We start from the raw sequence: 23,279 nt of genomic DNA on the forward strand, positions 1-23,279 counted from the left end.
CCAGGGTTTCCAGCCTGTCCAGATCAGCGGACTGGCCATACAGGTCGGTCGGCACAATCGCCTTGGGCAGACGGTTTTCGCGTGACGCCTTCGCCAGTTCTGCGGCCAGCAAATCCGTGTCCACGGTCCAGCTTGCAGGGTCAAGATCGAAGAAACGCGGCACGGCCCCCAGATAATTCACCGGGAAAATACCCCCCGCGAAGGTCATGGACGAAATCCAGACCTCATCGCCCTGCCCCACCCCTGCAATGCGCAACGCCAGATGCAGCGCGGCCGATCCGGATGACAGGCCAACGCAATACACGCCCCCGCCCAGATATGCGGCGACCGCCTCCTCGAAGGCGTCAAGCTGCGGACCCAGCGGTGCCACGAAATTCGACGCGAACGCGTCCGCCACACAGGCCTGTTCATGGCCGGACATGTGGGGGCGGGACAGGTAGATGCGCATAAATTATCCTTTGATCAATGGTTTGGCGGGGTTGCCCACAACAGTCGCCCCCGCAGGCACGTCACGCGTGACAACCGCGCCCATGCCGACAATAGCGCCAGCGCCTATAACCAACGGCGTGTCAGGCGTGCCTTGGCGAAGAACCGCGCCCGTCCCGATATAGGCCCCGTCTTCTATACGGACATTGCCATTGCAACGTACACCGGGTGCGAAGGTCACGAAATCGCCGATGACGCAGTCATGCGCTACGTAGGAATAAATATTGGCGTGAAAATGGCGCCCGATTGTTGCGTTCGATGTGATGGTTGTGAAGCCGCACAACACCAACCCCTCACCTACACTCAGCGCGTCCAGCTCAATACTATTTGAAGCCCTGACATCGATAAATCCAACGCCTGCCTTCTGGCATTCTTCAGCCAGTTTACGCCTGATCCGGCCGTCTGCGATAGCCAGTGTCACAGCGCGGTCTTCCGCCGGATCCCTCAAGAACTCCGCGAAGGTCATACATCTGTGACCATTAACAATGTCATCTGCGGCTGCATCATCCACAAAGACGCATTGCGCGTCTGAAACGGCCTGAACCTGATGACGCAAAAGCGGCATTATTTCGCGCCCGAACCCGCTAGCACCATATACACCGTATAATTTCATCTCTTTTCTCCGGTAAATCTGGGCATCGTCGCATCACCCGCAGCAGAAATCCCCTCTCTCGTGACCACCTTGCGGATCGTCAGCCAGATGATCTTCAGATCCAGCCACAGGTTGCGATTGTCCACATACCAGACATCCAGCGCGAATTTCTGATCCCACGAAATCGCATTGCGCCCGTTGACTTGCGCCCAGCCGGTCACACCGGGTCGGACCTCGTGGCGGCGGGCCTGTTCGGGGGAATAGAGCGGCAGGTATTCCATCAACAATGGCCGTGGCCCCACAAGACTCATGTCGCCTTTCAGCACGTTCCACACTTCCGGCAACTCATCCAGCGAAGATGATCGCAGGAACCGCCCCAGCCGTGTCAGACGTTCGGCATCGGGCAACGCGCGGCCCTGCGCATCGACGGCATCGCGCATGCTGCGAAACTTGATCATCGTGAAAGGTTTGCCGTGCAGACCCGGACGGGTCTGGCAAAAGAAAACCGGCGCTCCCATCTGACGCCGGATCAGAACAGCGACCACGATCAGGACCGGCGACAGCAAAATCAGGCCGAATCCGGCACCCAGAATGTCCATCAATCGTTTCATTAAAATCCTCTCTTGACGCGGCGCACGCTCGTGTCAGGCGGTCTTTACCCGAATGCGCGATAGTGACCGCATGTTCAATCCGCCGCGCCTTGCAGCGCTGGCAAACCCTACAGGAGCGCCCATGAACCCCTTTGCCAACCGCACCGGATCGCTGTCCGGCCCCGCCACCGATGCCCTGCCGGTCACCCCCGATGACGCAACCGACCTGCCCCATATCGCCCTTGCGCTGTATGTGGAAACCGGCGGGGAAATCAGTGTTGATACAGTCAGGGGCGAAACACGCAGCCTGATCGTGGCCGACTTCGCGATCCTGCCCATAGGTGTGCGCCGTGTGCGCGCAACGGGCACAACGGCCAGCGGAATCCACGCGCTGGTGCTGGCATGAAACTTGTCCCTGATCTGTCCATCACATCCGCGCCGCACCGCGCACGGCATGGCTGGCATCCGGGCTGGCTGTTTCGCAATGGCGCGCAGGGCGCGTGGTATGATCCGTCCGACGCGGGCACATTGTTTCAGGACGCGGCGGGCGCCAGTCCGGTCACAGCCCCCGGCCAGACAGTCGGGCTGGTTCTGGACAAAAGCCGCGGGTTGGTGCGTGGCCCCAATATTGGCAGCCCCGCACAGGCGCAGTTTGCCGGCGCGACCGAATACGCCGCATATTCGGCCCCGCAGGATTATTACGAGATCGCGCGGACGCAGTCTGGCGGCGGCGAGGTTCATTTTGCTGTCCCTGTAGACCGGTCGGTCGAGATTGACATCGAGGTATTTCAAGAAGGCGGCGGCGCGGGAATTGTGCTGCGGGACGGAAGCAGCGTGCTGACAAGCGCCGGACCCGGCCACGGCAGGACGCGCCGCATTTTGCGCTGCCCTTCGGGCACCCTGCGGATCAACCTGCCCAGTTTCCCATTGGCAGCGCGGTTCCGCGTTTATGCAATCAGAACGCTGGCGGGAAACCATGCGACCCAACCCGTTACAACACGCAGACCCGTTTACGACCTGCTCGGGCACGCGCACCGGCTGCATTTCGACGGGATCGACGATTGCCTGCGTTTCGATCTGGGCTTCCCGGCATTGGACGGCATCCTGATGGCCTATGCGGGCGTGATTGGCACATCCGGCCGGATCATGAACCGCAGCACCAGCAACACCGACCTGTGGGCCAGCGCCTCTGGCAGGTGGGTTGCGTCATTCGCCAACGACACGCTTGACGGGGACGGGTATGGGGTCTTGCTGAACACCCCTCATGTCGGCAGGTATCATATCACAAACGACAGCGCAGCGCTTCGCTACAACGCCACACAAGGACCGGCTGTGGCGACACAGGGCAAGGCCGCGGTACTGAATGATATGGCCCTTGGCGCACGCGCGGACGGGGTCGCGGCCTGCGAGGCCGGATTAAGTGCAATCGTGATCCTTCAAGGTGGGCTTCCGCCGCCCCATGAAGGGCCGACACTTCAATATCTTGCAACATCAGCAGGGGTTTCCCTATGACGCAAATCCTGATCTGCACACCTGCCCCCCTTCGGGCGGACGCAAACGCCTTGATGTCCGCGCTCGGGAATGGCCCCGAGGATGGACACACATTCGACGCGCTCGGGTTTTCACACGACACCGGCAGCTATGCGGTCGCAGCATTCCGCGCCAGCGACACCTGGCTGTCGCGACTTCCGGCACCGCTGGCCCCGCCGGATTGGGCCGTTGACATGGATGCCGCGACACGCGCACAAGCCGCCCTGAAGATACAGAAGGCCGCAAACACCGCGACCTTGCCACAGGCCGGTTCGATCCTTGTCATCTTGGGGGCATCGGGGCGCGGCATGCTGGACCGGCTTGGCCTGACAAGCATCGACAACGACATCCAGCCCCCCGACTAAAGCTGCAACGCGTCGAGCATGGCTGCATTTACCTTGTGCACGTCGTATTTCTGCGCCGCCACGACATGCGACGCCGCCCCCATCCGTGACACCAGATCCGGCGACGCAAGAAACCGCTCCATGGCGCGTGTCAACGCGGCGCTGTCACGAACCGGCACCAAAAAGCCGTTTTGCCCGTCAGTCACGGTTTCGCGACAGCCCGGCGCATCGGTGGTAATGATGGCGCGGCCCGTGGCCATGGCCTCCAGCACAGTGCGGGGTGTGCCTTCGCGGTAGCTGGGCAACACATAGACATGGCACGCGGCCAGCGCTGCGCGCACATCCTCCAGCGGGCCATGCCAGATGATATGGCCCGCCGACACCCATTCTTCGACCTCGTCGCGTGAAATGCCATCAGGGTTCGGGTCCAGCCCGCCGACCAGATGGAACCCCGCGCCGGGCCATTTGCGGACCAGCGCAGCCGCCGCGGCAGCATATTCACGCAGCCCCTTGTCGCCCAGCAACCGCGCGATCAGCAAGAACTGTATCGGCCCGTCCGGCATATCGCGATGCGGGAACGCAGCCAGATCAATGCCCGAACCGTTCACAACCTGGACCGGCACATTGCGCGGCAATATGCCATGACGGGCCATGTCAGCGGGGTCGTCATGGTTCTGGAACGCGATCCTGTGCGCCCCCCGCAGCGCCAGCTTGTATAGCCTGCGCGCAATCTGCCGGATGACCGCGCGCTTGCCGCTGGCCTGTCCGGTGAAGGCATAACCAAGGCCCGTGATCAACGCCACACGGTGGGGCACGCGGGCAAGGCGGGCGGCCAGCCCCCCCCAGATCACCGGCTTGATCGTGTAGCCCAGATACACATCAGGACGCACACGCCGCATCAGGTGTGTCAGATGCACCAGCGCGCGAAGGTCACTGACCGGATTCAGACCGGTCCGCGCGAATGGCGCATCATGACAGATGACGCCACGCCCCTCCAGCCAGTCGCGGGTCGGCCGGTCGGCCGGCAAACCCGGTGCGCAGGCATGAACCTTATGCCCGCGCGCAAGGATCGCTTCGATCAGCGGCCCGCGGAAATTGCACAGCGAGCGGGAGGACGAGGCGAGGATGAGGAAGGTCATGGTTTATCCAGAGCAGACAAGGCCCTAGATTTATGCAATATGATGGCAAGCAGAACCCAGAACATTGTAAATCTCAAGCCCATATGAGTGAGTGAATATATAAGTGGCGCAGAAGCTGTGAGAAGCATTGCTATATTTGCCCTTCTAACAACAGAAAAAAGGTATGCCATGAATAGCAACAACCCTATAATACCATAGTTAAATAGCAACGCCCCAAATGATGAGTGAATCTCGTGCCTACCATGGGGAAAAAAACGCTCCTCATGAAGAGCAGACCCTGCCCCTAGAAAATTATACTCTGGAAAGTAAAAAATCCTTTGATAGTTTCTTTCTGTATACAGATCGTCAACCTTTGTCGCTGCACGCTCAATTCTTGATTCTAAAGTATTGGTAATTGCGCTGTCGAAATAGTTATCAAAGTTCACAAGTGCGAAGATTATTACGACCACACCAAGTGGCAGAGAAACAAACCCAACAAAGCTACGAGCGTTCGCGACAATCAGCGCTAAAACAAGGCTAGTTGCCGCTGCCATCGCCCCGAGTGACGCTGAGGACATCAACCCCACACCGCCGAGAACGTATCCGACTATAATTTTTGTAGCCGACATACGAAAATCGTTCAACACCATCAAACACGCTGTCGCGCAAATAGAAAAGTATGCAAGCTGATTTGGATTATTGAAGAAACCTGCATTCCTACCCATAGGATCACGTAGCGCTAGTGTCGCGCCTAGTGCAGACAGGGTAAGTGCAATGATTATGGCTTGTGAAATCAACCCCTGACCATTTTTTCCATCTCGTAAAATAAACAACGTCATTGAAGAAACAAGGACATTATATACCCAGAAAATTGGCTCCATTAAAAACAGACCGCTTGAAAAAACAATTGCCCAAACAATGCCAACCAAAGCAACCCATATACTCAAAAAAAATAAACTATTTGGGATAGACCCAAGCCCCATATCCCCACGATGGATTAATGCATAAAAGAATCCAAAAAGTATTGCCGACGACATCACAAAGTCTGCTGGCTGCGGCAACCCACTTTGAAATAAGTATATTGATGATGTCGAAATAGATATAAAATACAGAATCTTAACTATATTTAACAAAACGCGCCACCCTCAAGACAAAAAGACCCACCGAATCGTAGTTGCTATCGCCGCTGCCGCAAAAATTGCAACGAAAACGACTCTAAGAATCGAAATGGAATCAGCTATATTTATTCCAGCCCTTGACAGAAAAAGGGAAAGTGACACTAAATAAAACAAAAATCCCGATATAGCGTAGCTTTCAGCGATGTATATCTGTGCAATCGAGTATGCCGCAAACGTTGCGCCAACGCGCAACACAAGGCCAAAAAGCATTAACCCCAACATCGTCCGCTGCATCATCTTGACGTGCATGACCATTGACACCGGCCAGCAAAGCAGCTTCAAAATAAACCACGGCGTCATCCACATCACCAGCTCGCCCGCGCGCCGCCACTCCTCGCCGAAGACCAGCGCGAAGGCCGGGGGGGCTATGACGGCGATGAAGACCAGCGGCGCAACCGCGACCCGCGCCAGCCCCTTGAGCACATCTGTCGTGAATTCCGGCAGCCGGCCGGCGCGCATTTCTTCCGGTGCGCGCGACAAGTATACTTGTGCTATTGTCTTTCCTAGGAGCGTTACAGGCGCTCCCATCGCGCGCGTCGCCAGCAAAATAAATCCCGCCTCTGGCCCGACCAAGAGCACCGCAATCAATACCATCGGGATTTGTACTGAAGCATTATCTGCCAGCGCTTCCCAGGTCGAATATTGCGGAAAGCGGCGATACTGCCGCAGGGCTTGCGCCATTCCCGCGCGAGAGATGCCGCGCAGCGCGGGGCGGTCGCTGCGCCATGCCTGCCGCGCAAGGTTTACGCCTCCTGCCCCCGCCATCAATGCATGCCCCAGAAGCAGCCCGACCGGCCCCGCGCCTGTCCAGCCCAGCCCAAGCTGCGCGCCCAGCCCGCTGCCGGCCTGCATCATCCTTGTGCGCGCGATCGTGGGGAATCGCTTCTTGCGCGTGCTCCAGAACTGCAGCGCCGCGTAACTGCCCGCCAGCCACACCCCGAACGGCAAAAGCCAGCCATACGGGCGCAGGTGCGGCTGGCCAAGCGCCCCGAAAAACCAGCCACCGAAGGCGAATACACAAACACCGACCAGCAGCGCCGATCCCAAGGCCAGCCCAAGCGCCAGCGCCAGCAGATTGGCGGCCTCGGCATCATCCTGCGGCAGGGGAATGGCGATTTCCAGTCGCAGGCAGGCAATGACCGAAATCATCGTCAGCAGGGCAATATAGACAGCAAGAATGCTGAATTCTTCGGGTGAATACAACCGCGTCAGGACAGGCAGCGCCAGAATGGTCAGGGCTTGCGCAGCGGCGGTTCCCCCCACCAGAACACCAGCCGAACGCACGAAACTGCTGCGGCGCAGCGCCCCGATCCTGTCCTTTATGCTCATGGCCCGTTCAACCGGCGCTTTGCTTCAGCGCCGCGACAACAGTGCCGATACATGCATCAGTCAGATACGGATGCATCGGCAGGCTCATCACCTCATCCGCGGCGCGGTCGCCGTGGGGCAGATGGGCGGCGGGGTCGGCCACAGCGGGCTGGCGGTTCAGCGGCAGGGGGTAATGCACCGCAGTCGGGATGCCCGCATCCCTCAGCGCGGCCTGAACTGCCACGCGATCTTGCACGCGGATGGTGTATTGCGCCCACGCGCTCTGGCTGTGTGCGGCGATCTGCGGCGGGTCGATCCCGACCCCTCGTAGCGCTGTGCCATAGGCATCGGCGACACGCTGGCGGGCCATGATCTCGTCGTCCAGTATCCCCAGTTTCGGCAGCAGGATTGCCGCCTGCAGCGTATCCAGCCGCGAATTCACCCCCACGCGGACATGATGATAGCGGCGGTCCTGCCCGTGGCGCGCAATCTGGCGCAGCGCCATGGCAAGCGCGGGGTCCGAGGTGAAGATCGCCCCGCCATCGCCATAACACCCCAAGGGCTTGGAGGGGAAAAAGCTGGTGCAGGCGATGGTCGTCAGGTTGCAGGATTTACGGCCCTTGTAGCACGCGCCGAAACTTTGCGCGCCATCATCGATAACCGGAATACCGTATTGTCCAGCCACCGCATTGATCGCGTCAAAATCAGCAGGCTGCCCATACAGCGACACCGGAATGATCGCCTTGGTGCGCGGGGTAATCGCGGCCTCAAGCAGGTCGGGGTCCAGATTGCAGCTTATCGGGTCGATATCGACATAAACCACCCTTGCCCCCAGAAGCGCCGCCACTTCGGCAGTGGCGATATAGCTGAAACCCGGCGTGATGACCTCATCCCCCGGTCCGACGCCCAAGGCCCAAGGCCATCAGCGCGATTTGCAGCGCATCAGTGCCATTGGCGCAAGTGATGCAATGCGCGGCCCCTGTATAGGCAACAAGCCGTTCTTCCAGTTCGGACACTTCCGGCCCCAGAATATATTGCCCATGCGCCAGCACACGCGCGATCCCCGCCTCGATCTGCGGGCGAATGCGGTCTTGTTGCGCCGCAAGGTCAATGAAGGGGATCATGCGGGCGCCGCACTGCGCAAAACGCGGCCATCGCGCAACACATAGCTGTCACCGGTATGCGGACACACGCATTCAGCCTTGCCCGAAAGCGGCAGGTCCAGCCGTTCGCCAAAAGCACTCATCCAGCCGGTCTGGCGCGCAGGCGTTCCGACCATTAAGGCAAATGGGGCAACATCCCTGGTGACAACCGCCCCTGCACCAACGAAGGCGTATTCACCAATGGTGACCCCGCAAATGATGGTACAGTTCGCCCCAAGCGACGCGCCATGCTTTACAAGTGTATCCTTGTATTCGGTCTTGCGTTCAATCAGCGCGCGGGGGTTATGCACATTGGTGAAAACCACCGAAGGGCCACAGAACACCCCCGCTTCAAGCGTTACCCCGTCATACACGGACACATTATTCTGGATCTTGCAGCGGTCCCCGATGGTGACCCTGTTTCCCACAAAAACATTCTGTCCCAAGGACACGCCACAGCCAATTCGGGCACCGGCACAGACATGTGCGAAATGCCACACACGGCTCCCCTCGCCGATTTGCGCGCCGTCATCGACAATGGCACTTGGGTGTAGCGATATGTCCATCATTGTGCCCCTGTAACAAAAGGATGCCGTTCGCCGGTGGTCGAGATTGCGGCGCGACGAATATCCGCCACTGTCTGGATGGCGGTGCGGTTCTCGTCCAACCCGAACCCGCGGCCCGCCAGAATTTCGCTGTAGGAACGCGTGTGCAAATCCGTGAACCCGCCCGAAAACTCGATTTCCCCGCCGTCAACCGTGATCGAGCGGTAGGTGCGCTGGCCCTCAGTGCGCCGTTGTGCAGGCACATCATTCACATCGATCGACAGGAACCAGCGCACGCGGGCGTGTTCATATTCCAGATACCCCGCCGCCTTCGTGGGCGTGGAAAGATGGACGATATTGTGCTGCACAGCCCCGAACACAAAGTGCAGCATGTCATAGAAATGCACCCCGATATTCGTGGCGATCCCACCTGACTTGTGCTCCTCCCCTTTCCAGCTTTGCAGATACCAGTTCCCGCGCGAGGTGACATAGGTCAGGTCGACATCGAATTTTGCGTCATGACGTGCCGCCACCTTTTCACGCAATGCAATGATGACCGGATGCAGGCGCAGTTGCAAAATGGTGTGGATTTTCCGGCCGGTATCCTTTTCTATTTCGCCCAGACCATCAATATTCCAGGGGTTCAGCACCAATGGTTTTTCGCAAATGGCATCGGCCCCGGACCGCAGGGCAAACCGCATATGGCTGTCATGCAGGTAGTTTGGCGATGCGATCGACAGATAGTCCACACCCGTTCCGGCGCGGCGCAGCTTGTCGATATGCCGGTCGAAGCGCTCGAACTCGGTAAAGAACTTTGCTTCCGGAAAATGGCTGTCGATGATGCCCACTGAATCACTGGGGTCAAGGGCCGCAATAAGGTCGTTTCCCGTATCGCGGATGGCCGTCATATGACGGGGTGCGATATAGCCGGCCGCCCCGATCAAGGCAAATCGTTTCATGGAAATCCCCTTGTCAAAGTCGAATATCGCTGGCGTCTGCCGGCAAAAGGTATTTCAGGTCATACAGCACATGCGCATCCTTGCCGAAGCTGCGCAATTCGGCGGCGGACATCTGGCGGAACTGGTCATGCGCCACAGCAAGAACGATTGCATCATATGCACCTGCGTCGGGCGCGGTGATCAGGGACCGCCCGTATTCGTGGCGCGCCTCGGCGGGATCAACCCAAGGGTCGAATATGTCAACCTCGACCCCGAAATCACATAATTCGGCCACCACATCAACGACACGGGTATTGCGCAGGTCGGGGCAGTTCTCCTTGAAGGCCAGCCCCATCACCAGCACCCGCGCACCATGCACCTGAATGCATTTTCGCAACATTTCCTTGACAAGCTGCCCCGCCACATAGGCCCCCATCCCGTCATTCAGGCGCCGCCCTGCAAGGATGATCTGCGGGTGATAGCCGGTCGCTTCGGCCTTGTGGGTCAGGTAATAGGGGTCAACCCCTATGCAATGCCCGCCCACCAGACCGGGACGAAACGGCAGGAAGTTCCATTTCGTCCCTGCGGCCGTCAGAACCGCTTCTGTATCAAGCCCCAGCTTGTTGAAAATCACGGCCAGTTCGTTGATCAATGCGATATTCAGGTCGCGCTGGGTGTTCTCGATCACCTTTGCGGCCTCTGCCACGCGGATTGACGGTGCCTTATGCGTCCCCGCCGTGATGATCGAGGCATAAAGCGCGTCAACATACTCGGCAACCGCCGGAGTAGAGCCGGAGGTCACCTTGGTGATTGTCGGCAGCCGGTGCTGCCTGTCACCGGGGTTGATCCTTTCAGGGCTGTAGCCTGCGAAAAAATCGATGTTGAAACGCAGCCCCGAAACGCGCTCCAGCACCGGAACGCAATCCTCTTCGGTCGCACCGGGGTAGACTGTGGATTCATAGATGACCACATCGCCACGTTTAAGCACCTTGCCAATCGTTTCCGATGCCTTGATCAGTGGCGTCAGGTCCGGACGTTTATGCGCATCAATCGGGGTCGGAACCGTTGCGATATACACATTGCACTCAGCCAGATCACGGACATCATGGGTGAAATTCAGGTATCGGGCCGCGCGAAGGTCATCATCGCCCACTTCAAGTGTTGTATCATGGCCGCAACGCAATGTGCTGATGCGCGCGGTGTTGATATCGAACCCCATGACAGGTGTTTTTTTGCCAAATTCCACCGCAAGCGGCAAACCAACATAGCCCAGCCCAATGACGGCCAGTCGCGCATCATCAATTTTCTGATCAAACATTCCAGCCTCATGTACTATAATACTCGCGATACCACCGCACGAAGCGCGCCACCCCTGTGCGGAACGGTGTTTGCGGGCGGTATCCTGTTAAATTCTTCAACACCGAGGCATCGGCCCATGTTGCCGGCACATCCCCGATTTGCATCGGCATGTAATTCCGGATGGCTTTTTGCCCCAGTTCCTCTTCAATCGCTTCAATAAAATCCAGCAGGCGAATCTTGTCGGAATTTCCAATATTTACAATGCGGAACGGTGCTGCCGGTGACAGGCTGTCGCCTTCGACGGCCGTATCCTGACCACCGGGCACCGCGTCGATCAACAGGCGAATGCCGCGCACAAGGTCCGTGACATAGGTAAAATCCCGCCACATCTCGCCGTTGTTATAGATGTCGATGGGCGTGCCTTCCAAAATACCCTTGGTAAACTTGAACAGCGCCATATCCGGCCGCCCCCACGCCCCGTAAACAGTGAAGAACCGGAACATTGTGGTCGGCAGGCCATAGATATGGGCATAAGAATGGCCCATCGCCTCATTCGCCTTTTTTGTGGCGGCATAGATGGTCAGGGGGGTGTCGGCCTTTTGCGTTTCACCAAAGGGCATATCGGTATTCGCACCATATACCGAACTGGTCGACGCCATCAGCAGGTGGCGCACCTGAACTGCGCGCGCGGCTTCCATGACATTGAAGGTGCCGACAATATTGGCATCGATATAGGCGCGCGGGTTTTGCAGGCTGTAGCGCACACCGGCCTGCGCGGCCAGATGCACAATCACCTCCGGCTGCGCGGCGCAGGCCGCCCGACGCAGTGTGTCACTGTCCTCAAGCATTGCGCGCGTGAAGGTGAACTGCGCATGCTGGCCAAGGACCTCCAACCGGCGCTCCTTCAGGGTGACATCGTAGTAATCTGTCACCCCGTCGAAGCCGTGGACGGCCCACCCTTCTTGCAGCAGTAATTCTGCAAGATGAAACCCGATGAATCCGGCCGTGCCAGTAATGAATGCCGTTCTCAAATCACGGGCCCTTCTGAAAATGAACTATCCGCAAAAATCGTGGTTCTTATGTGGGGGGCAACGCGGCCCGAACACGCCCTTGCCCGCCCGACAGCTGAAACGGCAAGGGACAAGAGCATGTTGCTCAAAGGTGGGAACCGGTTTCGAGCTTATGGAACATGCAAACCAATAAGCATGTCGCGTGAATACGAAATTGCACATCCTCGCGCAGCGCGTCGCGCCGGGTGGTCAAACTACAGGGGCATTCTTGCAGGCTACCGCACAAGGACTGCCTGCAAGGCGCCTTGGGATCTCATGATCCTTGATGTAAAGCAGAAACAACATCACCGCTCAGCTTGAGAGGGTTACAACCTCGTTTCAAGAAGCGCAACAGGGAATCCCGCGTTCGGGGGGCCGCCGGTGCGCGGGCTGTTTTGCACGGGAACCAGTCAAAAAATACCATGCGCACAGTCGCACGCGCGAAGGCCACGCCCGAACAAGGGCCGAACGCGTCCACTGCGCAGGCGCGCCACATGATCGGAATTGACTTGGGCGTCATTTCACGATCCTTGAGCGTATGATCTATACCTTGCGGCGCATAGGGACATGGCTGGTGGCAGAATGGCTACTGGTGGTCCTGACCGGCCTGTTGCCGGTCCTGCTTTGGGCTGTTCCGACAGCGCCGGACAATCTGGTCCGGCTTGTTGACTGGAAAACAGTCGCGGCCCTTGCAGGGTTGATGGTGCTCAGCCGCGGGCTGGAACTGTCGGGGCTGATTGACCGGCTTGGGCGCATGGTGCTTGCAAGGTTGCGCAGCGCACGCAGCCTTGCATGCGCCCTTGTGGTATTCGCGGCCCTGCTATCAGCGGTTGTGACCAATGATGTCGCACTTTTCGTGACCGTGCCGCTGACCCTCGGGCTGGCGCGGGTTGTTGCTTTGCCAGTGGCGCGGCTGGTCATATTTCAGGCGCTTGCAGTGAATGCAGGCTCCGCACTCTCGCCTGTGGGCAATCCGCAAAACCTGTTCCTGTGGCAACGGTCCGGCGTGGGGTTTTGGGACTTCACATTTGCCATGCTTCCCATCGCCGGTTCCATGCTGGTGCTGGTGCTTGCCCTTGTTCCGCTGGGCTTCAATCGGGTCCGGCTGGCGTTGCAGGCTGCGCCGGACCGGATGGCAGTGCGGCGGCCGCTGATGCTGGTCTCGCTTGGGGCGTATCCGGTGTTCCTGCTTGCGGTGAATGCAGGGGGCGCGGTGATCGGGGCAGGCGTTGTTACCGCCGCCTTTGCCCTTGCCTTTCGGGATGTGCTGCGCGGGGTGGACTGGCCGCTATTGCTGGTCTTCGTGCTCATGTTCATAAATCTGGGACTGTTTGGCCAACTGCCTGCGGTTGCAGCGCTTGCCACGGCGTCCATGGAATGGCGCGGCGGGGCCTATGCCATCGGCGCAGTGCTGTCACAGGGCATGTCGAATGTGCCCGCCGCGATCTTTCTGGCCCCGTTCACCGATGACTGGCGCGCCCTTGCCTGGGGCGTCAATGTCGGCGGTTTTGGTCTGGCGATCGGGTCGCTTGCCAATCTGATCGCGTTGCGGCTGGGCCATCAGCGCGGGATCTGGCGCGAGTTCCACCTGTGGTCGGTTCCGGTCTTCGCTGCAAGCCTTGCCATGGGCGCGGGGCTGCTGGCCATGTGACACACCGCCTGATCGGGCTGCCGCTGCGGGCAAGCGCATGGGGGCAGACACCGGACGGCGCTACCCCTCGGCCTTCTCGGCCAGTGTCAACCAATCCTCCTCGGCGGCGGCAAGCTTCTCCTGACGTTCGGTCAGGGCCTCGGTCGCCTTGCGAAATTTCAACGGCTCGCGGGTAAAAAGCGCAGGATCTGACAGTAATTCTGTCAGTTTTGCGATCTCGGCCTCCAGACGCGCGATTTCGGCAGGCAGTTTTTCCAGACGGTGCGCCTCGGTATAGCTTAGCGCCGTCTTGCGCTGCTCCTGCTTCGCGCGCGGCTTGCCCTTCTCGACGCTGCGGGGCGCACTGCCCGCCTGCGCGCCGCCCGCGCGCGCCGTGCCCTCCGGGCGCTGCGCGACATAATCCGACCAGCCACCGGCATAGGCCGTCACCTGACCGGCCCCTTCAAATACCAGCGTCGTGCTGGCCACACGGTCAATGAAATCGCGGTCATGGCTGACCAACAGCACGGTGCCGTCAAAATCGCCCAACAAATCCTGCAACAGGTCCAGCGTTTCCACATCCAGATCATTGGTCGGTTCATCCAGAACCAGCAGATTGGCCGGTTGCGCCATGATCCGCGCCAGCAACAGCCGCGCCTTCTCGCCGCCCGACAGCGACCGCACGGGCGCGCGCGCCTGCGCCTCATCGAACAGGAATTCCTTAAGATAGCCCACCACATGCTTGGGCGTGCCGCGCACCATCACCTGATCGGCCTGCCCCGACACGCGCATCAACGGGTCGCCCGTCAGGTTTTCCCACAGGCTGGCATCAGGGTCCAGCTGCGCGCGGCTTTGGTCGAATATCGCCGTTTCCAGATTGGTGCCGCGCCGGATGGTGCCGCTATCGGGATCTTCCGCGCCGGTAATCAGCCGCAACAGCGTGGTCTTGCCCACACCATTTGGCCCGACAAAGGCCACACGTTCCCCGCGCATGACCCGCAAGGAAAAATCGCGCAGGATCACCCGCCCGTCATAGGCTTTGGTCACGCCGTCCAACTCCGCCACCAGCTTGCCCGACGGCGCGGCCGTTTCCAGCGCCATGGCGGCCACGCCCTGACGCTTGATCTGGCTGGCCCGTTCATCGCGCAGCGCCGCCAGCGCGCGCACGCGCCCCTGATTGCGCTTGCGCCGCGCACTGATCCCCTCGACCGCCCAGCGCGCCTCGGCCTTGATCTTGCGGTTCAGCTTGTGGCGGGCCTCGTCCTCCTCGGCCCAGATCTTGTCACGCCAGTCCTCGAACCCGTCAAATCCGGCCTCTCGCCGGCGCACCTGCCCGCGATCCACCCATAATGTTGCCCGCGTCAAGGCCCGCAAGAAGGCGCGGTCATGGCTGATCAGCACAAACCCCGCGCGCGTTTCGCGCAGCCGCGCCTCCAGCCAGCCGATGGCGGAAATATCCAGATGGTTCGTCGGCTCGTCCAGCAACATCAGTTCCGGCGCCTCGGCCAGCAGTTTCGCCAGTGCCGCACGACGCCGTTCCCCCCCCGAGGCCCGCGCGGGGTCCAGATCGGGGTTGAAATCCAGCCCTTCGGCGGCCATTTCGACCTTGTAATGCTCGGCCGGGTCCAGCCCCTGACAGGCATAGGCCCCCAATGTGGCAAAACCCGAAAAATCGGGGTCCTGCTCCATATAGCCCACCGACACCCCGGGCGAGAGGGCGCGCGCCCCGCGATCCGCCTCGACCAGACCGGCCATGACCTTCAAAAGGGTGGACTTGCCCGACCCGTTGCGCCCCACCAGCGCCACACGGTCGCCGGGCTGAACCACAAGATCAAGCCCGTCAAAAACGGGGTCCCCCCCGAAGGTCAGGGAAATGCCGGATAACTGAAGAAGGGGTGCTTGTGCCATGCGCGCGGTATAGGCGCGTGCGCGCGCAGGGAAAAGCGGAAATTTGCGATTGGCGCGCACGGGGGAAAGGGGCAGTGCAGCGCCCTACCCCTGCCGCGCCGCACGCCACAGTTCGAGCGCGGACAACACGCAAGCCAGCGCTTGTTGATAGCGCGGCGCGGACGGGCGCGCACGGCTGGCAGCGGCATCAGGCGCGCGCGCCAGTGCCACAGCCATCAATGTGCCATTGCCAAGGCGCGGATGCACCCGCCCCGAATGCTTGCGATAGCAATCCGCACTATGCGCATCCGCCAGCAACCCCGCCATCACCTGCGGCCAGTCACCGCAAGGGCACGCCAGCAAGACGCAGGCGGCCGCGTGCATATCGCCATGGGTGATTTCACGCATCACCGGACCCGCAGCGCCATCCGGCCCGCGCGCGGATGGCAAGCTGTGGCACGCATGTGCCACAGCGGGGCGGGCGGGTGGGCCATCTGCGCGGGGGCCGGATGGCGCTGCGGGTCACAGCGTGACATCCAGCCGCGCGAATGGCCCCGCGCCCACGATGTCGGACAGTTGCGCCACCTCGACCCCGAAGGACGTGCCTGCCCCGTCGGCCTGCTGCGCGGCCAGTGCGTAGCTCCAGGCCGGGCTGTCCACCAGCTGTTCGCGCAGCACCTGCCCGCCCTGCACCACACGCAGCGCATAGCGTTCGGCCACTTCCGACAGCGCCACATCCGCCGCCCCCCAGCCATCGCCACCGCGCCGCGTGCGCCGCACCCAGGTGATCGCCACATCGCCCCCCGCCTGCACCTGTGCACGCAGATGCACCGGCCGGTAGGGGCGCAGCCCCACGCCTGCAAACACCGCAGTTTGGTCACGATGGCTGGCATCACTCAGCGGGCGGCTGGCAGGCCCGATCCTGTAGCTGCGCTCCAGCCCCAACGCGTCCAGCGGCAGGCCAAGCTGCGCAAGCCGGTCGTCCAGCATCACCACCACCGCGCCTGCCTGCCAGACCTGCGGCATCACCCCGTCCGTGCCCTGCTGGCCGCGCAACCGCAGCCGCAGATCATAGGTGTCGGGCGCCACCAGTTCCGCCTCGGAAAACTGGAACAGCTCCCAATCCCCGCCCGCCCCTATGGCCATCACGTTTGCCCCCGCCAGCACATCATGCGGCGCGCGGCTGTCCAACTCTCCCGACAGCATATGCACGCGCAGCGCAGGCCCGCGATCCCATATCCCTGCCGGCGCGGCAAACAGCGCGGTTTGCGTGATCCCCACGCGTGCCGGCGCCCCGATCACCGCCTCCAGATCAAACGCGCCAGCGGCACGCGCGCGGTGCACGGCCACCGCCCCGCCCCAGGGTTGCGCGGTCACCGCCAGCCATGGGGCCTGCGGCACTTCCTCGCCGGTGATCAGCGGCAGGTCCAGAAACAGCGCCTGCACCGGCGCGGGCGCTTCATAGCCTGTCAGCATCTCGCGCGCGCCGTCTGTGTCGCCCCAGCCATACAGGTCCGGCTCCACGCGGGTGGCCTCGACCTCTCTCGCGTCGGACAATGTGGCGCGGTCAATCCGCCAAAGCCCCGACACCACATCCGGCCCGTCATCATGGTCCAGCGCGACCACATCGCCCGCGCCCAGACGGCTGGAGGGGGGCAGCGCGAACCGCGCCGTGTCGCGCGCCACGCGCGATTCCGCCAGCCAGCGCTGCGCGATCAACTGCGCCTCGCCCGCTGTCATGACCAGCGGCAGGTCGGACCCCGCCGCGCGCAGCGCACTGTCATCGGGAAACGCCGCTTCGGCCAGCCGCAGGTCGAAATCCGCGCCTTCCTCGACATAGCCCAGCCGGATGCGCCCTGTCAGATCGGCCTGTGGCGCGCGCAGCAGCGTCAGATCCCCCGCCTGCCCCTGCACCAGATCATCGCGCGTCAGCCGCGCCTGCGCGCGGCCATGGCGCATGGCAAACACCAGTTTGCCGTCGCGTTCCGCAGCCTCGACCCCGTATGCCAGCATCAGCGATTGCACCATCGCGCGCGCACTGTCCGTGGACGGGGCCGCGAACCCGCGCACCACGCCATGCACGCGCGACACATCCACATCCCGCAGACCGGCCTGCGCACAGATCGCCGCAATCACCGCATCCAGCGGCTGGCCCGTTGCGCGCCCCGTCAGCCAATGGCCGCGCGCCCAATTCGCCCCGTCCGACCACAAGCCCCGATTGCCCGGAAACCACGGATAAGGCCGCGCATCCCATGCCCATGCATGCGCGCGCGACATATCGACCATTGGCCCGCCATAGATTTCCGACACAGGGTTATGCGCGGGATCGGCCCAGTATTCGCCCATTGCACGGAAATATTGCATCTGGATGGCGTCATCACGCCAGCCGCGCGAAAAATGCGGCACGAAACTCTCGCTGGATTTGGGGTCGACAAACACATTGGGCTGGTTGGTGCCCCGATCAATCGCGGCGCAGCCATATTCGGTAAACCAGACCGGTTTGGACCGCGGCACCCATGCCGTGGGTTGGGCGCTGCGCACGCCATTCACGCGGTCATGGTGGTCATTGCCCCACCAGCCCGCCAGATCCTTGGTGCGCCAGATCCAGTCCTCGGCCCAGCCGGACGCATCGACAATCGGGGTGCGGTTTTGTGCAGCGCGGTCGGCGTCGCTGGCATAATACCAGTCATACCCCTCGCCGCCCGCGACATTGGCCTTCAGATAGGCCAGATTATGCACATCGCCCCAATGCGCATCCAGATGGTCGGTCCCGTCCCGCCAGTCCGACAGGGGCATGTAATTGTCGATGCCGATAAAATCGATAGTGTCATCGGCCCAAAGCGGGTCCAGATGGAAGAAACGGTCCCCGTCCGCCGTGATATAGCCGAAATATTCCGACCAGTCGGCGGCATAGGTCAGCTTGACATCCGGCCCAAGGATGGCGCGCACCTCGGCGGCAAGGGCGATCAGGGCATCAACGGCGGGAAAGCTGTTGTCCGCGCCCCGAATTTGCGTCAGGCTGCGCATTTCCGAGCCGATGCAAAACGCATCCACACCCCCCGCCGCCGCGCATAACGCCGCCTGATGCAGGATGAACCGCCGGTAGCGCCACTCGGATGGGCCGGAATAGCTGATACTGCTGCCGGAAATGGCGAAATCGCTGGCCGACGCGGTGCCGAAAAACGCAGCCACCTCGGCCGCCGCTGCGGCTGTGCCGTCGGTGCTGTCGCTTTGGCCTGCGGCCTTGGCGGTGGTGATGCGTCCGCGCCATGGCAAATGCGGCTGCGCACTCGCGTCCGACCACGGGTCCGGCAGGGCATTTCCCTGCAAGATATCCATCAGGATGAACGGGTAATAGACCACCTTCTGCCCGCGCGCCTTCAGCGCCGCAATCGCCTGACGCACCGATGCATCTGACGGGGTGCCCCCGTAAACCAGCCTGCCGTCCACGCGGGGCACTTGCGGGGTTTGCGCGGCTGTGCGCCCTGCAACAACCCACGGCGCGGCAGGGGCCACGCGGTCGGAATATTCAACCTTGGGTTCGATCCGGCAGTCCCCCGCGCGCAGATCATCGCCAAACCATGACACGATCAGCAGGCTTGATCCGCAATCCGGCAATTCGCGCGCCAGCGTATCGAGCGAGGCCAGCAGGTCAACCCGCCCGGTGGGGGAGTTCAGGTTTTCGGGCACTTCCTTCGGGCGGTTCAGCAGCGCGGGGCCTTTTTGGGTATAGACGGGCGTGGTGGACAGCGCGAAATCCCCGCTGCCGGGCATCAGGGCCACCGCGCGCACATGACCGGCCAGCGTCTGGGGGTGGTCGGCAGGTGTGGCGCGGATCACTTCAAAACTAAGCTGCGGCACGCGGTTGCCATAGGCCCCAAGGGCCAGATCCTCGATCACGACATAGGCAATCCCGCGATAGGCAGGCGCGTGCCCAGCGCCCTGCACCGCGTCAATCAGCGGGTCGGGCAACTGGTCCTCGGTGCCGGTATAGATGCGCAGGTTCAGATCCGCAGGCGTTATTTCCTGCCCGTCCGCCCAGATACGCCCGACCCCCAGAACGGGGCCTTCGCACAGCGCCACCGCCAGCGACACCGAATAGCTGTAGCTGCGCACCGTGGGTTGCGGCGGCGTCTTGCCCCCGCCGCCCCCGCCCCCGCTGGTGCGCCTGCGTTCCACGAAATCGCTGGCCCAGATCACCTGACCGCCCAGCCGCACGCGCCCCCAGACCTGTGCAACAGGCGTGCCGTCAGATGCGCCGGTCAGGCGCAGCCGGTCCATGCGCCCGCTTTCCACGATTTGCGAACCGCCCCCCGCGCCCCCCATCAGGCGCTGGTCGATCATGCGCCCCACCGTTGCGCCCACCGCGCGCCCGATAACCATGCCCGACAGGCCGAACACCGCCCCGCCAAACCCTGATCCGATGGCCGCACCGGCCGCTGCAAGCACTATGGTTGCCATGATAAGCTACTCCGTTGTCACCCTGTTGGCAGGGCGGGAAAATCAAACCGCGCCACGATGCGCCGCGCCCATGGGGCAGAAAGCGGCGCCTCGGTCACGCCGGCGCGCGGGCAGGCATGGACAAATGCTGCGCCCCCGCGCGATTGCAGGCCCAGATGTTTGGCCATGGCATTGGGGCCCATGCGAAACAGCAGCACCTGCCCGTCACAGGGCTGCGGCACTTCGGCCAGATGGGTGCGCAACGCGGCCCAAAGCGGCTCCACCCCCGCCGGTTCGGACCAGTCGGGCACATAGGGCGGCACATCCGGCCCCGCACGCCCGTAAAGCGCGCACCACACACCGCGCACAAGGCCCAGACAATCCGCCCCTGCCCCGCATAGCGCCGCGCGGTGGCGGTAGGGGGTGCCGATCCAGCCGCGCGCAATCGCCAGCGCGCGCGCGTTCAGATGGGGTGCTGGGGCCATCATCCTAGCCCCTGATCCTGCCGCCGCTATTGGGCTGGCCCTGACGGGGATAGGCCGTCATCCAGTCATCGCCCGGAATATGGGGAAAGCCGCGAAAATTCAGGAAATTGGCAAATTTCAGGCGGCAGCTGTCCGCCTGCTTGTCACAGCCCGCTTCCAGCCGCACCAGATCGCCCGCCACAAGCGGCGCGCGAATGCTGTCCCACAGCGTGATCACGCGCGCCCCGTCCGCGTCCGTCCGGTCCGTCCGCACCAGCCCCACCAGCCCCGCCGCCTGCCCGCTTTGGACAAGAACGCGGCCATGGTTGAACCAGCCTGCGGTGAAGGATGGCAGGGCGGCAAAACGCAACACCCCGCCCGCCGCAGCAACCAGCGGCACCTGCGCAAAATACCCCGGCGTGTTCAGGTCGAACCGGCACGCGCCATCCCCCAGCACCGCCGCACAGGCCGCGTGATAGACGCGGCCGCCCTGGGTGTTCAGAACCTCGGACAGCCCGCGCAATTCGACGCGGAAGGCCCCGCCCGCGCGCGTCACCTCGCCCAGAGTTCCGCGAAACAGGATCTGGCGTTGCGCCACATCGGCCCAGTTCACCTGCCAGATGACCAGCCCCGCCCCGTCATAGCGCCCCGCCATGATGTCAGACTCGCGCAGGCCCGCATCCGTCAGCGCGCCAACAGCTTCGGAATTGTCCACCGCCAGCCCTGTGACCTGTTCCAGCGCACGCGCCGACAGGCCCGAATGCGCGGCAAATGTCACGCCGTCAAAGGCCAGATCGGTGTCATGGTCGGTGAACCCCAGCACCACACCATCGGCGCGCGTGACCGCCCATGCGCGCGCAACCGTGGTCGCGCCGCTGTCCAGATGGGGGTGCAGGCCGGTCATAGGCGCACCTCGATCAGCGGCACTTTGGGCACTTCGCCCGCGCGGAAACTGGCCACGGAAATTTGCAACATGTCGGTGTCAAACCGCACCGGCACATCGAATTCGAACCCAGCGCGGATTTCCACGCCGTTTTCGGGCGGGCGCAGGAAGGTGATGACCCCGCGCGCAGTGTCCACGCTGTAGTCATCGCCTGCCTGCAACGCATCCTGCCCCACCGCAGCCAGAACACTGCCCGCAACGGGTTTGGTGACCGCGCGCCAATAGGTCTGCGCGCCCGATGCATAGCCCTTGCGCAGCGCGAAATCGCGCGTCTGCCCGTCGCCATGGCCCAGCAACTGGTCCTGCGCTGTGACCGCGACCGATGCGGGCGCGGACCGGAAATCGCCCCAATCCTTCCAGCGGAAGGCATGCAGCATGCCGTGGCGGGCCTCGAAAAACGCGATCAGGGTTTCCAGATCATCCAGCGCGCGCAATCCCGTTCCCGCGTCATAGCGCCTGCGCGATGCGGACCACGGGCTGTTGCGTTCTTCAAACCCGTTGGCAAGGCGCACGATTTCGGTGCGCCGTTCCGGCCCGCCCAATGCCCCGAAACTCAGCGCGGGCGGAAATCTTATGTCGTGAAATGCCATGATGCGGCGTCCTTTTGTCTGGTGTCAGCGGTTGCGCTGGCCCTGGGCCAGCAGGCGCGACATTTGCGCGGCAATCTGGGTCTGGCTGCGTTCAAACCCCGCCACATCGGGGGTCGAGACATTGATGGTGACATTCATGCCGCCGCCGCCCCCACCTGCCGCGCGCACGCCCAACCGCCCGTCAGGGCCGCGCGACAGCGGCATGATGGCTTCTGGTCCGGCCTCGCCCATCAGTCCTGTGGCACCGCCGCGCATGGGAAACACTGTCGCCTGACTGACCACGCCGCCCTTGGCAAAGGGCATCACGCGGCCCGCGCTGAACGCGCCGCCCTGCGCGAATGGCATGACCGACCCCATCATCCCTGCCACCCCTTGGGCCAATGCGGACCCGAAGGCGTTTTGCACAGGGCGCATGGCGGTATTATAGACCGATTGCGACATGCTTTGCGCCACACCGCGCAGCGCGTCCTGCAAGCGCATCCCGTCAAACACCACCCCGTCAAAAGCCCGGCGCAGGCCGGACCCGAAATTGCGCGACAGGCTGTCAACCTCGCGCCCCGTGAAGGTCAGGCTGCGGCCCAGCTGCGCCAGTTCGGCGTCAAAATCGGCAACCAGTCCGGCAGACTGCCCAAGGCGGGTTTCAAGCGCGTCGATCTGGGTTTCAAAATCGGAAATGCGGCTCATGGTTGTGGCCCTTTCACTTGGTCGGGATAGCGCGCGGCCAGATCTTCCAGCCGTGCGCGGGTCAGCGGCGCGGGGGCGCTGTCCAGCCCCAGCATGATCATCAACTCCACCGGCGTCAGCGCCCAGAAATCGCGCGGATGCAGGCGCAGCCGGTGCAGGCCAAGGCGCATCAGCGCGGGCCAGTCAAAGGGGGGCGGGGTGCTGTTCATTGTGGCGGGGTGAAGGCATGGGCCAGCAGGCTGGCGGCCACGCGGGCCGCGCCCTGCAAGCCGCCGTCAATTTCGGCGCTGACCAGATCGGCAGCGCTGCCTTGCCAGCCGCCCCCGCGCAACCCCGCCACCACCAGCGCCAGCACGTCACGGCTGGAAAACTGCCCCCCTTCGAACCGTTCGACCAGCGCCAGAATCGTGTCGGCCTGCAGGGCGGTTTCCAGTTCCGCCAGCGCGCCCAGCGTCAGGCGCAGCACATGGGTTTGCCCGTCAATGCTCAGCGTTACCTCGCCTGCGAAAGGGTTGGCCATGA

At 62.3% G+C, this 23,279-nt stretch carries 25 protein-coding genes; 4 read left to right on the forward strand and 21 right to left on the reverse strand.

Going from position 1 to position 23,279, the window contains the following annotated elements; translation table 11 throughout:
• The 3 genes from ACTIE1_RS14770 to ACTIE1_RS14780 all read right to left on the reverse strand — a co-directional run.
• Positions 1-448, reverse strand: a 448-nt coding sequence (locus tag ACTIE1_RS14770) for an aminotransferase class I/II-fold pyridoxal phosphate-dependent enzyme (protein WP_439563462.1), incomplete at its 3' end; no start/stop codon positions are given.
• A 3-nt stretch (positions 449-451) separates the two neighbouring features.
• Entirely contained in the window at positions 452-1,099 is a 648-nt protein-coding gene (locus ACTIE1_RS14775; RefSeq protein WP_439560486.1) for an acetyltransferase, read from the reverse strand.
• Positions 1,096-1,689 carry a sugar transferase gene (locus tag ACTIE1_RS14780; protein WP_439560487.1) on the reverse strand — a complete coding sequence of 198 codons (594 nt, stop codon included), beginning with the start codon at positions 1,687-1,689 and terminating at the stop codon, positions 1,096-1,098. The genes ACTIE1_RS14775 and ACTIE1_RS14780 overlap by 4 nt, the downstream gene beginning before the upstream one ends.
• A gap of 121 nt (positions 1,690-1,810) precedes the next feature.
• Between ACTIE1_RS14780 and ACTIE1_RS14785 the strand changes: the two genes are divergently transcribed.
• From ACTIE1_RS14785 to ACTIE1_RS14795, 3 genes are read left to right on the forward strand one after another with little or no spacing between them, the layout of a single operon-like run.
• The gene (locus tag ACTIE1_RS14785) at positions 1,811-2,074 is read left to right on the forward strand and encodes a spike base protein, RCAP_Rcc01079 family (protein ID WP_439560488.1); all 264 of its coding nucleotides are present in this window, start codon (positions 1,811-1,813) and stop codon (positions 2,072-2,074) included.
• On the forward strand, positions 2,071-3,180 hold the full coding sequence (locus ACTIE1_RS14790) for a hypothetical protein (protein WP_439560489.1): 1,110 nt from the start codon (positions 2,071-2,073) through the stop codon (positions 3,178-3,180). Before ACTIE1_RS14785 ends, ACTIE1_RS14790 begins: the two co-directional genes overlap by 4 nt.
• The gene (locus ACTIE1_RS14795) at positions 3,177-3,563 is read left to right on the forward strand and encodes a hypothetical protein (protein ID WP_439560490.1); all 387 of its coding nucleotides are present in this window, start codon (positions 3,177-3,179) and stop codon (positions 3,561-3,563) included. The genes ACTIE1_RS14790 and ACTIE1_RS14795 overlap by 4 nt, the downstream gene beginning before the upstream one ends.
• Here ACTIE1_RS14795 and ACTIE1_RS14800 read toward each other — a convergent pair.
• The 9 genes from ACTIE1_RS14800 to ACTIE1_RS14840 are packed head-to-tail and all read right to left on the reverse strand — an operon-like array spanning position 3,560 to position 12,101.
• Positions 3,560-4,681, reverse strand: coding sequence for a glycosyltransferase family 4 protein (locus ACTIE1_RS14800; RefSeq protein ID WP_439560491.1), 1,122 nt, complete (start codon positions 4,679-4,681; stop codon positions 3,560-3,562). The genes ACTIE1_RS14795 and ACTIE1_RS14800 overlap by 4 nt on opposite strands.
• The gene (locus tag ACTIE1_RS14805) at positions 4,678-5,793 is read right to left on the reverse strand and encodes a hypothetical protein (RefSeq protein WP_439560492.1); all 1,116 of its coding nucleotides are present in this window, start codon (positions 5,791-5,793) and stop codon (positions 4,678-4,680) included. Before ACTIE1_RS14805 ends, ACTIE1_RS14800 begins: the two co-directional genes overlap by 4 nt.
• Before the next feature lie 12 nt (positions 5,794-5,805).
• Positions 5,806-7,167 (reverse strand): lipopolysaccharide biosynthesis protein, encoded by a 1,362-nt coding sequence (locus tag ACTIE1_RS14810; RefSeq protein WP_439560493.1) that lies wholly within the window; start codon positions 7,165-7,167, stop codon positions 5,806-5,808.
• A gap of 7 nt (positions 7,168-7,174) precedes the next feature.
• A complete protein-coding gene (locus ACTIE1_RS14815) occupies positions 7,175-8,056 on the reverse strand; it encodes a DegT/DnrJ/EryC1/StrS family aminotransferase (protein ID WP_439560494.1) in 882 nt (293 codons plus the stop codon).
• A complete protein-coding gene (locus ACTIE1_RS14820) occupies positions 8,034-8,270 on the reverse strand; it encodes a DegT/DnrJ/EryC1/StrS family aminotransferase (RefSeq protein WP_439560495.1) in 237 nt (78 codons plus the stop codon). The genes ACTIE1_RS14815 and ACTIE1_RS14820 overlap by 23 nt, the downstream gene beginning before the upstream one ends.
• The gene (locus ACTIE1_RS14825) at positions 8,267-8,854 is read right to left on the reverse strand and encodes an acyltransferase (protein WP_439560496.1); all 588 of its coding nucleotides are present in this window, start codon (positions 8,852-8,854) and stop codon (positions 8,267-8,269) included. Before ACTIE1_RS14825 ends, ACTIE1_RS14820 begins: the two co-directional genes overlap by 4 nt.
• Positions 8,854-9,792, reverse strand: a complete 939-nt coding sequence (locus ACTIE1_RS14830; RefSeq protein WP_439563463.1) for a Gfo/Idh/MocA family protein — start codon at positions 9,790-9,792, stop codon at positions 8,854-8,856. The genes ACTIE1_RS14825 and ACTIE1_RS14830 overlap by 1 nt, the downstream gene beginning before the upstream one ends.
• A 13-nt stretch (positions 9,793-9,805) precedes the next feature.
• On the reverse strand, positions 9,806-11,089 hold the full coding sequence (gene tviB, locus ACTIE1_RS14835; RefSeq protein WP_439560498.1) for a Vi polysaccharide biosynthesis UDP-N-acetylglucosamine C-6 dehydrogenase TviB: 1,284 nt from the start codon (positions 11,087-11,089) through the stop codon (positions 9,806-9,808).
• Between the two features lie 7 nt (positions 11,090-11,096).
• Entirely contained in the window at positions 11,097-12,101 is a 1,005-nt protein-coding gene (locus tag ACTIE1_RS14840; RefSeq protein ID WP_439560499.1) for an NAD-dependent epimerase/dehydratase family protein, read from the reverse strand.
• 556 nt (positions 12,102-12,657) lie between these two features.
• Here ACTIE1_RS14840 and ACTIE1_RS14845 point away from each other — a divergent pair.
• Complete coding sequence (locus ACTIE1_RS14845; RefSeq protein ID WP_439560500.1) at positions 12,658-13,770, forward strand: SLC13 family permease; 1,113 nt, start codon at positions 12,658-12,660, stop codon at positions 13,768-13,770.
• 60 nt (positions 13,771-13,830) lie between these two features.
• Here ACTIE1_RS14845 and ACTIE1_RS14850 read toward each other — a convergent pair whose 3' ends face one another.
• The 9 genes from ACTIE1_RS14850 to ACTIE1_RS14890 all read right to left on the reverse strand — a co-directional run bounded on the left by ACTIE1_RS14850 (position 13,831) and on the right by ACTIE1_RS14890 (position 23,277).
• A complete protein-coding gene (locus ACTIE1_RS14850; RefSeq protein WP_439560501.1) occupies positions 13,831-15,657 on the reverse strand; it encodes an ABC-F family ATP-binding cassette domain-containing protein in 1,827 nt (608 codons plus the stop codon).
• 84 nt (positions 15,658-15,741) lie between these two features.
• The gene (locus ACTIE1_RS14855; protein WP_439563464.1) at positions 15,742-16,044 is read right to left on the reverse strand and encodes a DUF7742 family protein; all 303 of its coding nucleotides are present in this window, start codon (positions 16,042-16,044) and stop codon (positions 15,742-15,744) included.
• A 114-nt stretch (positions 16,045-16,158) separates the two neighbouring features.
• Positions 16,159-20,097: a baseplate multidomain protein megatron gene (locus tag ACTIE1_RS14860; protein ID WP_439563465.1), complete on the reverse strand. Its 3,939-nt coding sequence runs from the start codon at positions 20,095-20,097 to the stop codon at positions 16,159-16,161.
• A gap of 17 nt (positions 20,098-20,114) precedes the next feature.
• A complete protein-coding gene (locus ACTIE1_RS14865) occupies positions 20,115-20,561 on the reverse strand; it encodes a peptidase (protein ID WP_439560504.1) in 447 nt (148 codons plus the stop codon).
• A gap of 4 nt (positions 20,562-20,565) precedes the next feature.
• The gene (locus ACTIE1_RS14870) at positions 20,566-21,444 is read right to left on the reverse strand and encodes a DUF2163 domain-containing protein (protein ID WP_439560505.1); all 879 of its coding nucleotides are present in this window, start codon (positions 21,442-21,444) and stop codon (positions 20,566-20,568) included.
• Positions 21,441-22,073, reverse strand: coding sequence for a phage distal tail protein, Rcc01695 family (locus ACTIE1_RS14875; RefSeq protein WP_439560506.1), 633 nt, complete (start codon positions 22,071-22,073; stop codon positions 21,441-21,443). The genes ACTIE1_RS14870 and ACTIE1_RS14875 overlap by 4 nt, the downstream gene beginning before the upstream one ends.
• Before the next feature lie 24 nt (positions 22,074-22,097).
• Positions 22,098-22,757, reverse strand: a complete 660-nt coding sequence (locus tag ACTIE1_RS14880) for a phage tail tape measure protein (RefSeq protein WP_439560507.1) — start codon at positions 22,755-22,757, stop codon at positions 22,098-22,100.
• Entirely contained in the window at positions 22,754-22,966 is a 213-nt protein-coding gene (locus tag ACTIE1_RS14885; RefSeq protein ID WP_439560508.1) for a rcc01693 family protein, read from the reverse strand. Before ACTIE1_RS14885 ends, ACTIE1_RS14880 begins: the two co-directional genes overlap by 4 nt.
• Positions 22,963-23,277 (reverse strand): gene transfer agent family protein, encoded by a 315-nt coding sequence (locus tag ACTIE1_RS14890; protein WP_439560509.1) that lies wholly within the window; start codon positions 23,275-23,277, stop codon positions 22,963-22,965. Before ACTIE1_RS14890 ends, ACTIE1_RS14885 begins: the two co-directional genes overlap by 4 nt.
• Between the last annotated feature and the right edge of the window lie 2 nt (positions 23,278-23,279).

This window comes from Roseinatronobacter sp. (assembly GCF_051859525.1).
Lineage (GTDB): Bacteria > Pseudomonadota > Alphaproteobacteria > Rhodobacterales > Rhodobacteraceae > Roseinatronobacter.

Excerpts from the sequence above, each read along its gene's own strand:
- ACTIE1_RS14810 (WP_439560493.1), bottom strand. The coding sequence starts at position 7,167 with ATGAGCATAAAGGACAGGATCGGGGCGCTGCGCCGCAGCAGTTTCGTG.
- ACTIE1_RS14855 (WP_439563464.1), bottom strand. The coding sequence starts at position 16,044 with ATGCGTGAAATCACCCATGGCGATATGCACGCGGCCGCCTGCGTCTTG.
- ACTIE1_RS14890 (WP_439560509.1), bottom strand. The coding sequence starts at position 23,277 with ATGGCCAACCCTTTCGCAGGCGAGGTAACGCTGAGCATTGACGGGCAA.
- ACTIE1_RS14860 (WP_439563465.1), bottom strand. The coding sequence starts at position 20,097 with ATGGCAACCATAGTGCTTGCAGCGGCCGGTGCGGCCATCGGATCAGGG.
- ACTIE1_RS14865 (WP_439560504.1), bottom strand. The coding sequence starts at position 20,561 with ATGGCCCCAGCACCCCATCTGAACGCGCGCGCGCTGGCGATTGCGCGC.
- ACTIE1_RS14850 (WP_439560501.1), bottom strand. The coding sequence starts at position 15,657 with ATGGCACAAGCACCCCTTCTTCAGTTATCCGGCATTTCCCTGACCTTC.
- ACTIE1_RS14820 (WP_439560495.1), bottom strand. The coding sequence starts at position 8,270 with ATGATCCCCTTCATTGACCTTGCGGCGCAACAAGACCGCATTCGCCCG.
- ACTIE1_RS14875 (WP_439560506.1), bottom strand. The coding sequence starts at position 22,073 with ATGGCATTTCACGACATAAGATTTCCGCCCGCGCTGAGTTTCGGGGCA.
- ACTIE1_RS14780 (WP_439560487.1), bottom strand. The coding sequence starts at position 1,689 with ATGAAACGATTGATGGACATTCTGGGTGCCGGATTCGGCCTGATTTTG.
- ACTIE1_RS14790 (WP_439560489.1), top strand. The coding sequence starts at position 2,071 with ATGAAACTTGTCCCTGATCTGTCCATCACATCCGCGCCGCACCGCGCA.
- ACTIE1_RS14785 (WP_439560488.1), top strand. The coding sequence starts at position 1,811 with ATGAACCCCTTTGCCAACCGCACCGGATCGCTGTCCGGCCCCGCCACC.
- tviB (WP_439560498.1), bottom strand. The coding sequence starts at position 11,089 with ATGTTTGATCAGAAAATTGATGATGCGCGACTGGCCGTCATTGGGCTG.
- ACTIE1_RS14825 (WP_439560496.1), bottom strand. The coding sequence starts at position 8,854 with ATGGACATATCGCTACACCCAAGTGCCATTGTCGATGACGGCGCGCAA.
- ACTIE1_RS14800 (WP_439560491.1), bottom strand. The coding sequence starts at position 4,681 with ATGACCTTCCTCATCCTCGCCTCGTCCTCCCGCTCGCTGTGCAATTTC.
- ACTIE1_RS14795 (WP_439560490.1), top strand. The coding sequence starts at position 3,177 with ATGACGCAAATCCTGATCTGCACACCTGCCCCCCTTCGGGCGGACGCA.
- ACTIE1_RS14775 (WP_439560486.1), bottom strand. The coding sequence starts at position 1,099 with ATGAAATTATACGGTGTATATGGTGCTAGCGGGTTCGGGCGCGAAATA.
- ACTIE1_RS14845 (WP_439560500.1), top strand. The coding sequence starts at position 12,658 with ATGATCTATACCTTGCGGCGCATAGGGACATGGCTGGTGGCAGAATGG.
- ACTIE1_RS14885 (WP_439560508.1), bottom strand. The coding sequence starts at position 22,966 with ATGAACAGCACCCCGCCCCCCTTTGACTGGCCCGCGCTGATGCGCCTT.
- ACTIE1_RS14830 (WP_439563463.1), bottom strand. The coding sequence starts at position 9,792 with ATGAAACGATTTGCCTTGATCGGGGCGGCCGGCTATATCGCACCCCGT.
- ACTIE1_RS14880 (WP_439560507.1), bottom strand. The coding sequence starts at position 22,757 with ATGAGCCGCATTTCCGATTTTGAAACCCAGATCGACGCGCTTGAAACC.
- ACTIE1_RS14870 (WP_439560505.1), bottom strand. The coding sequence starts at position 21,444 with ATGACCGGCCTGCACCCCCATCTGGACAGCGGCGCGACCACGGTTGCG.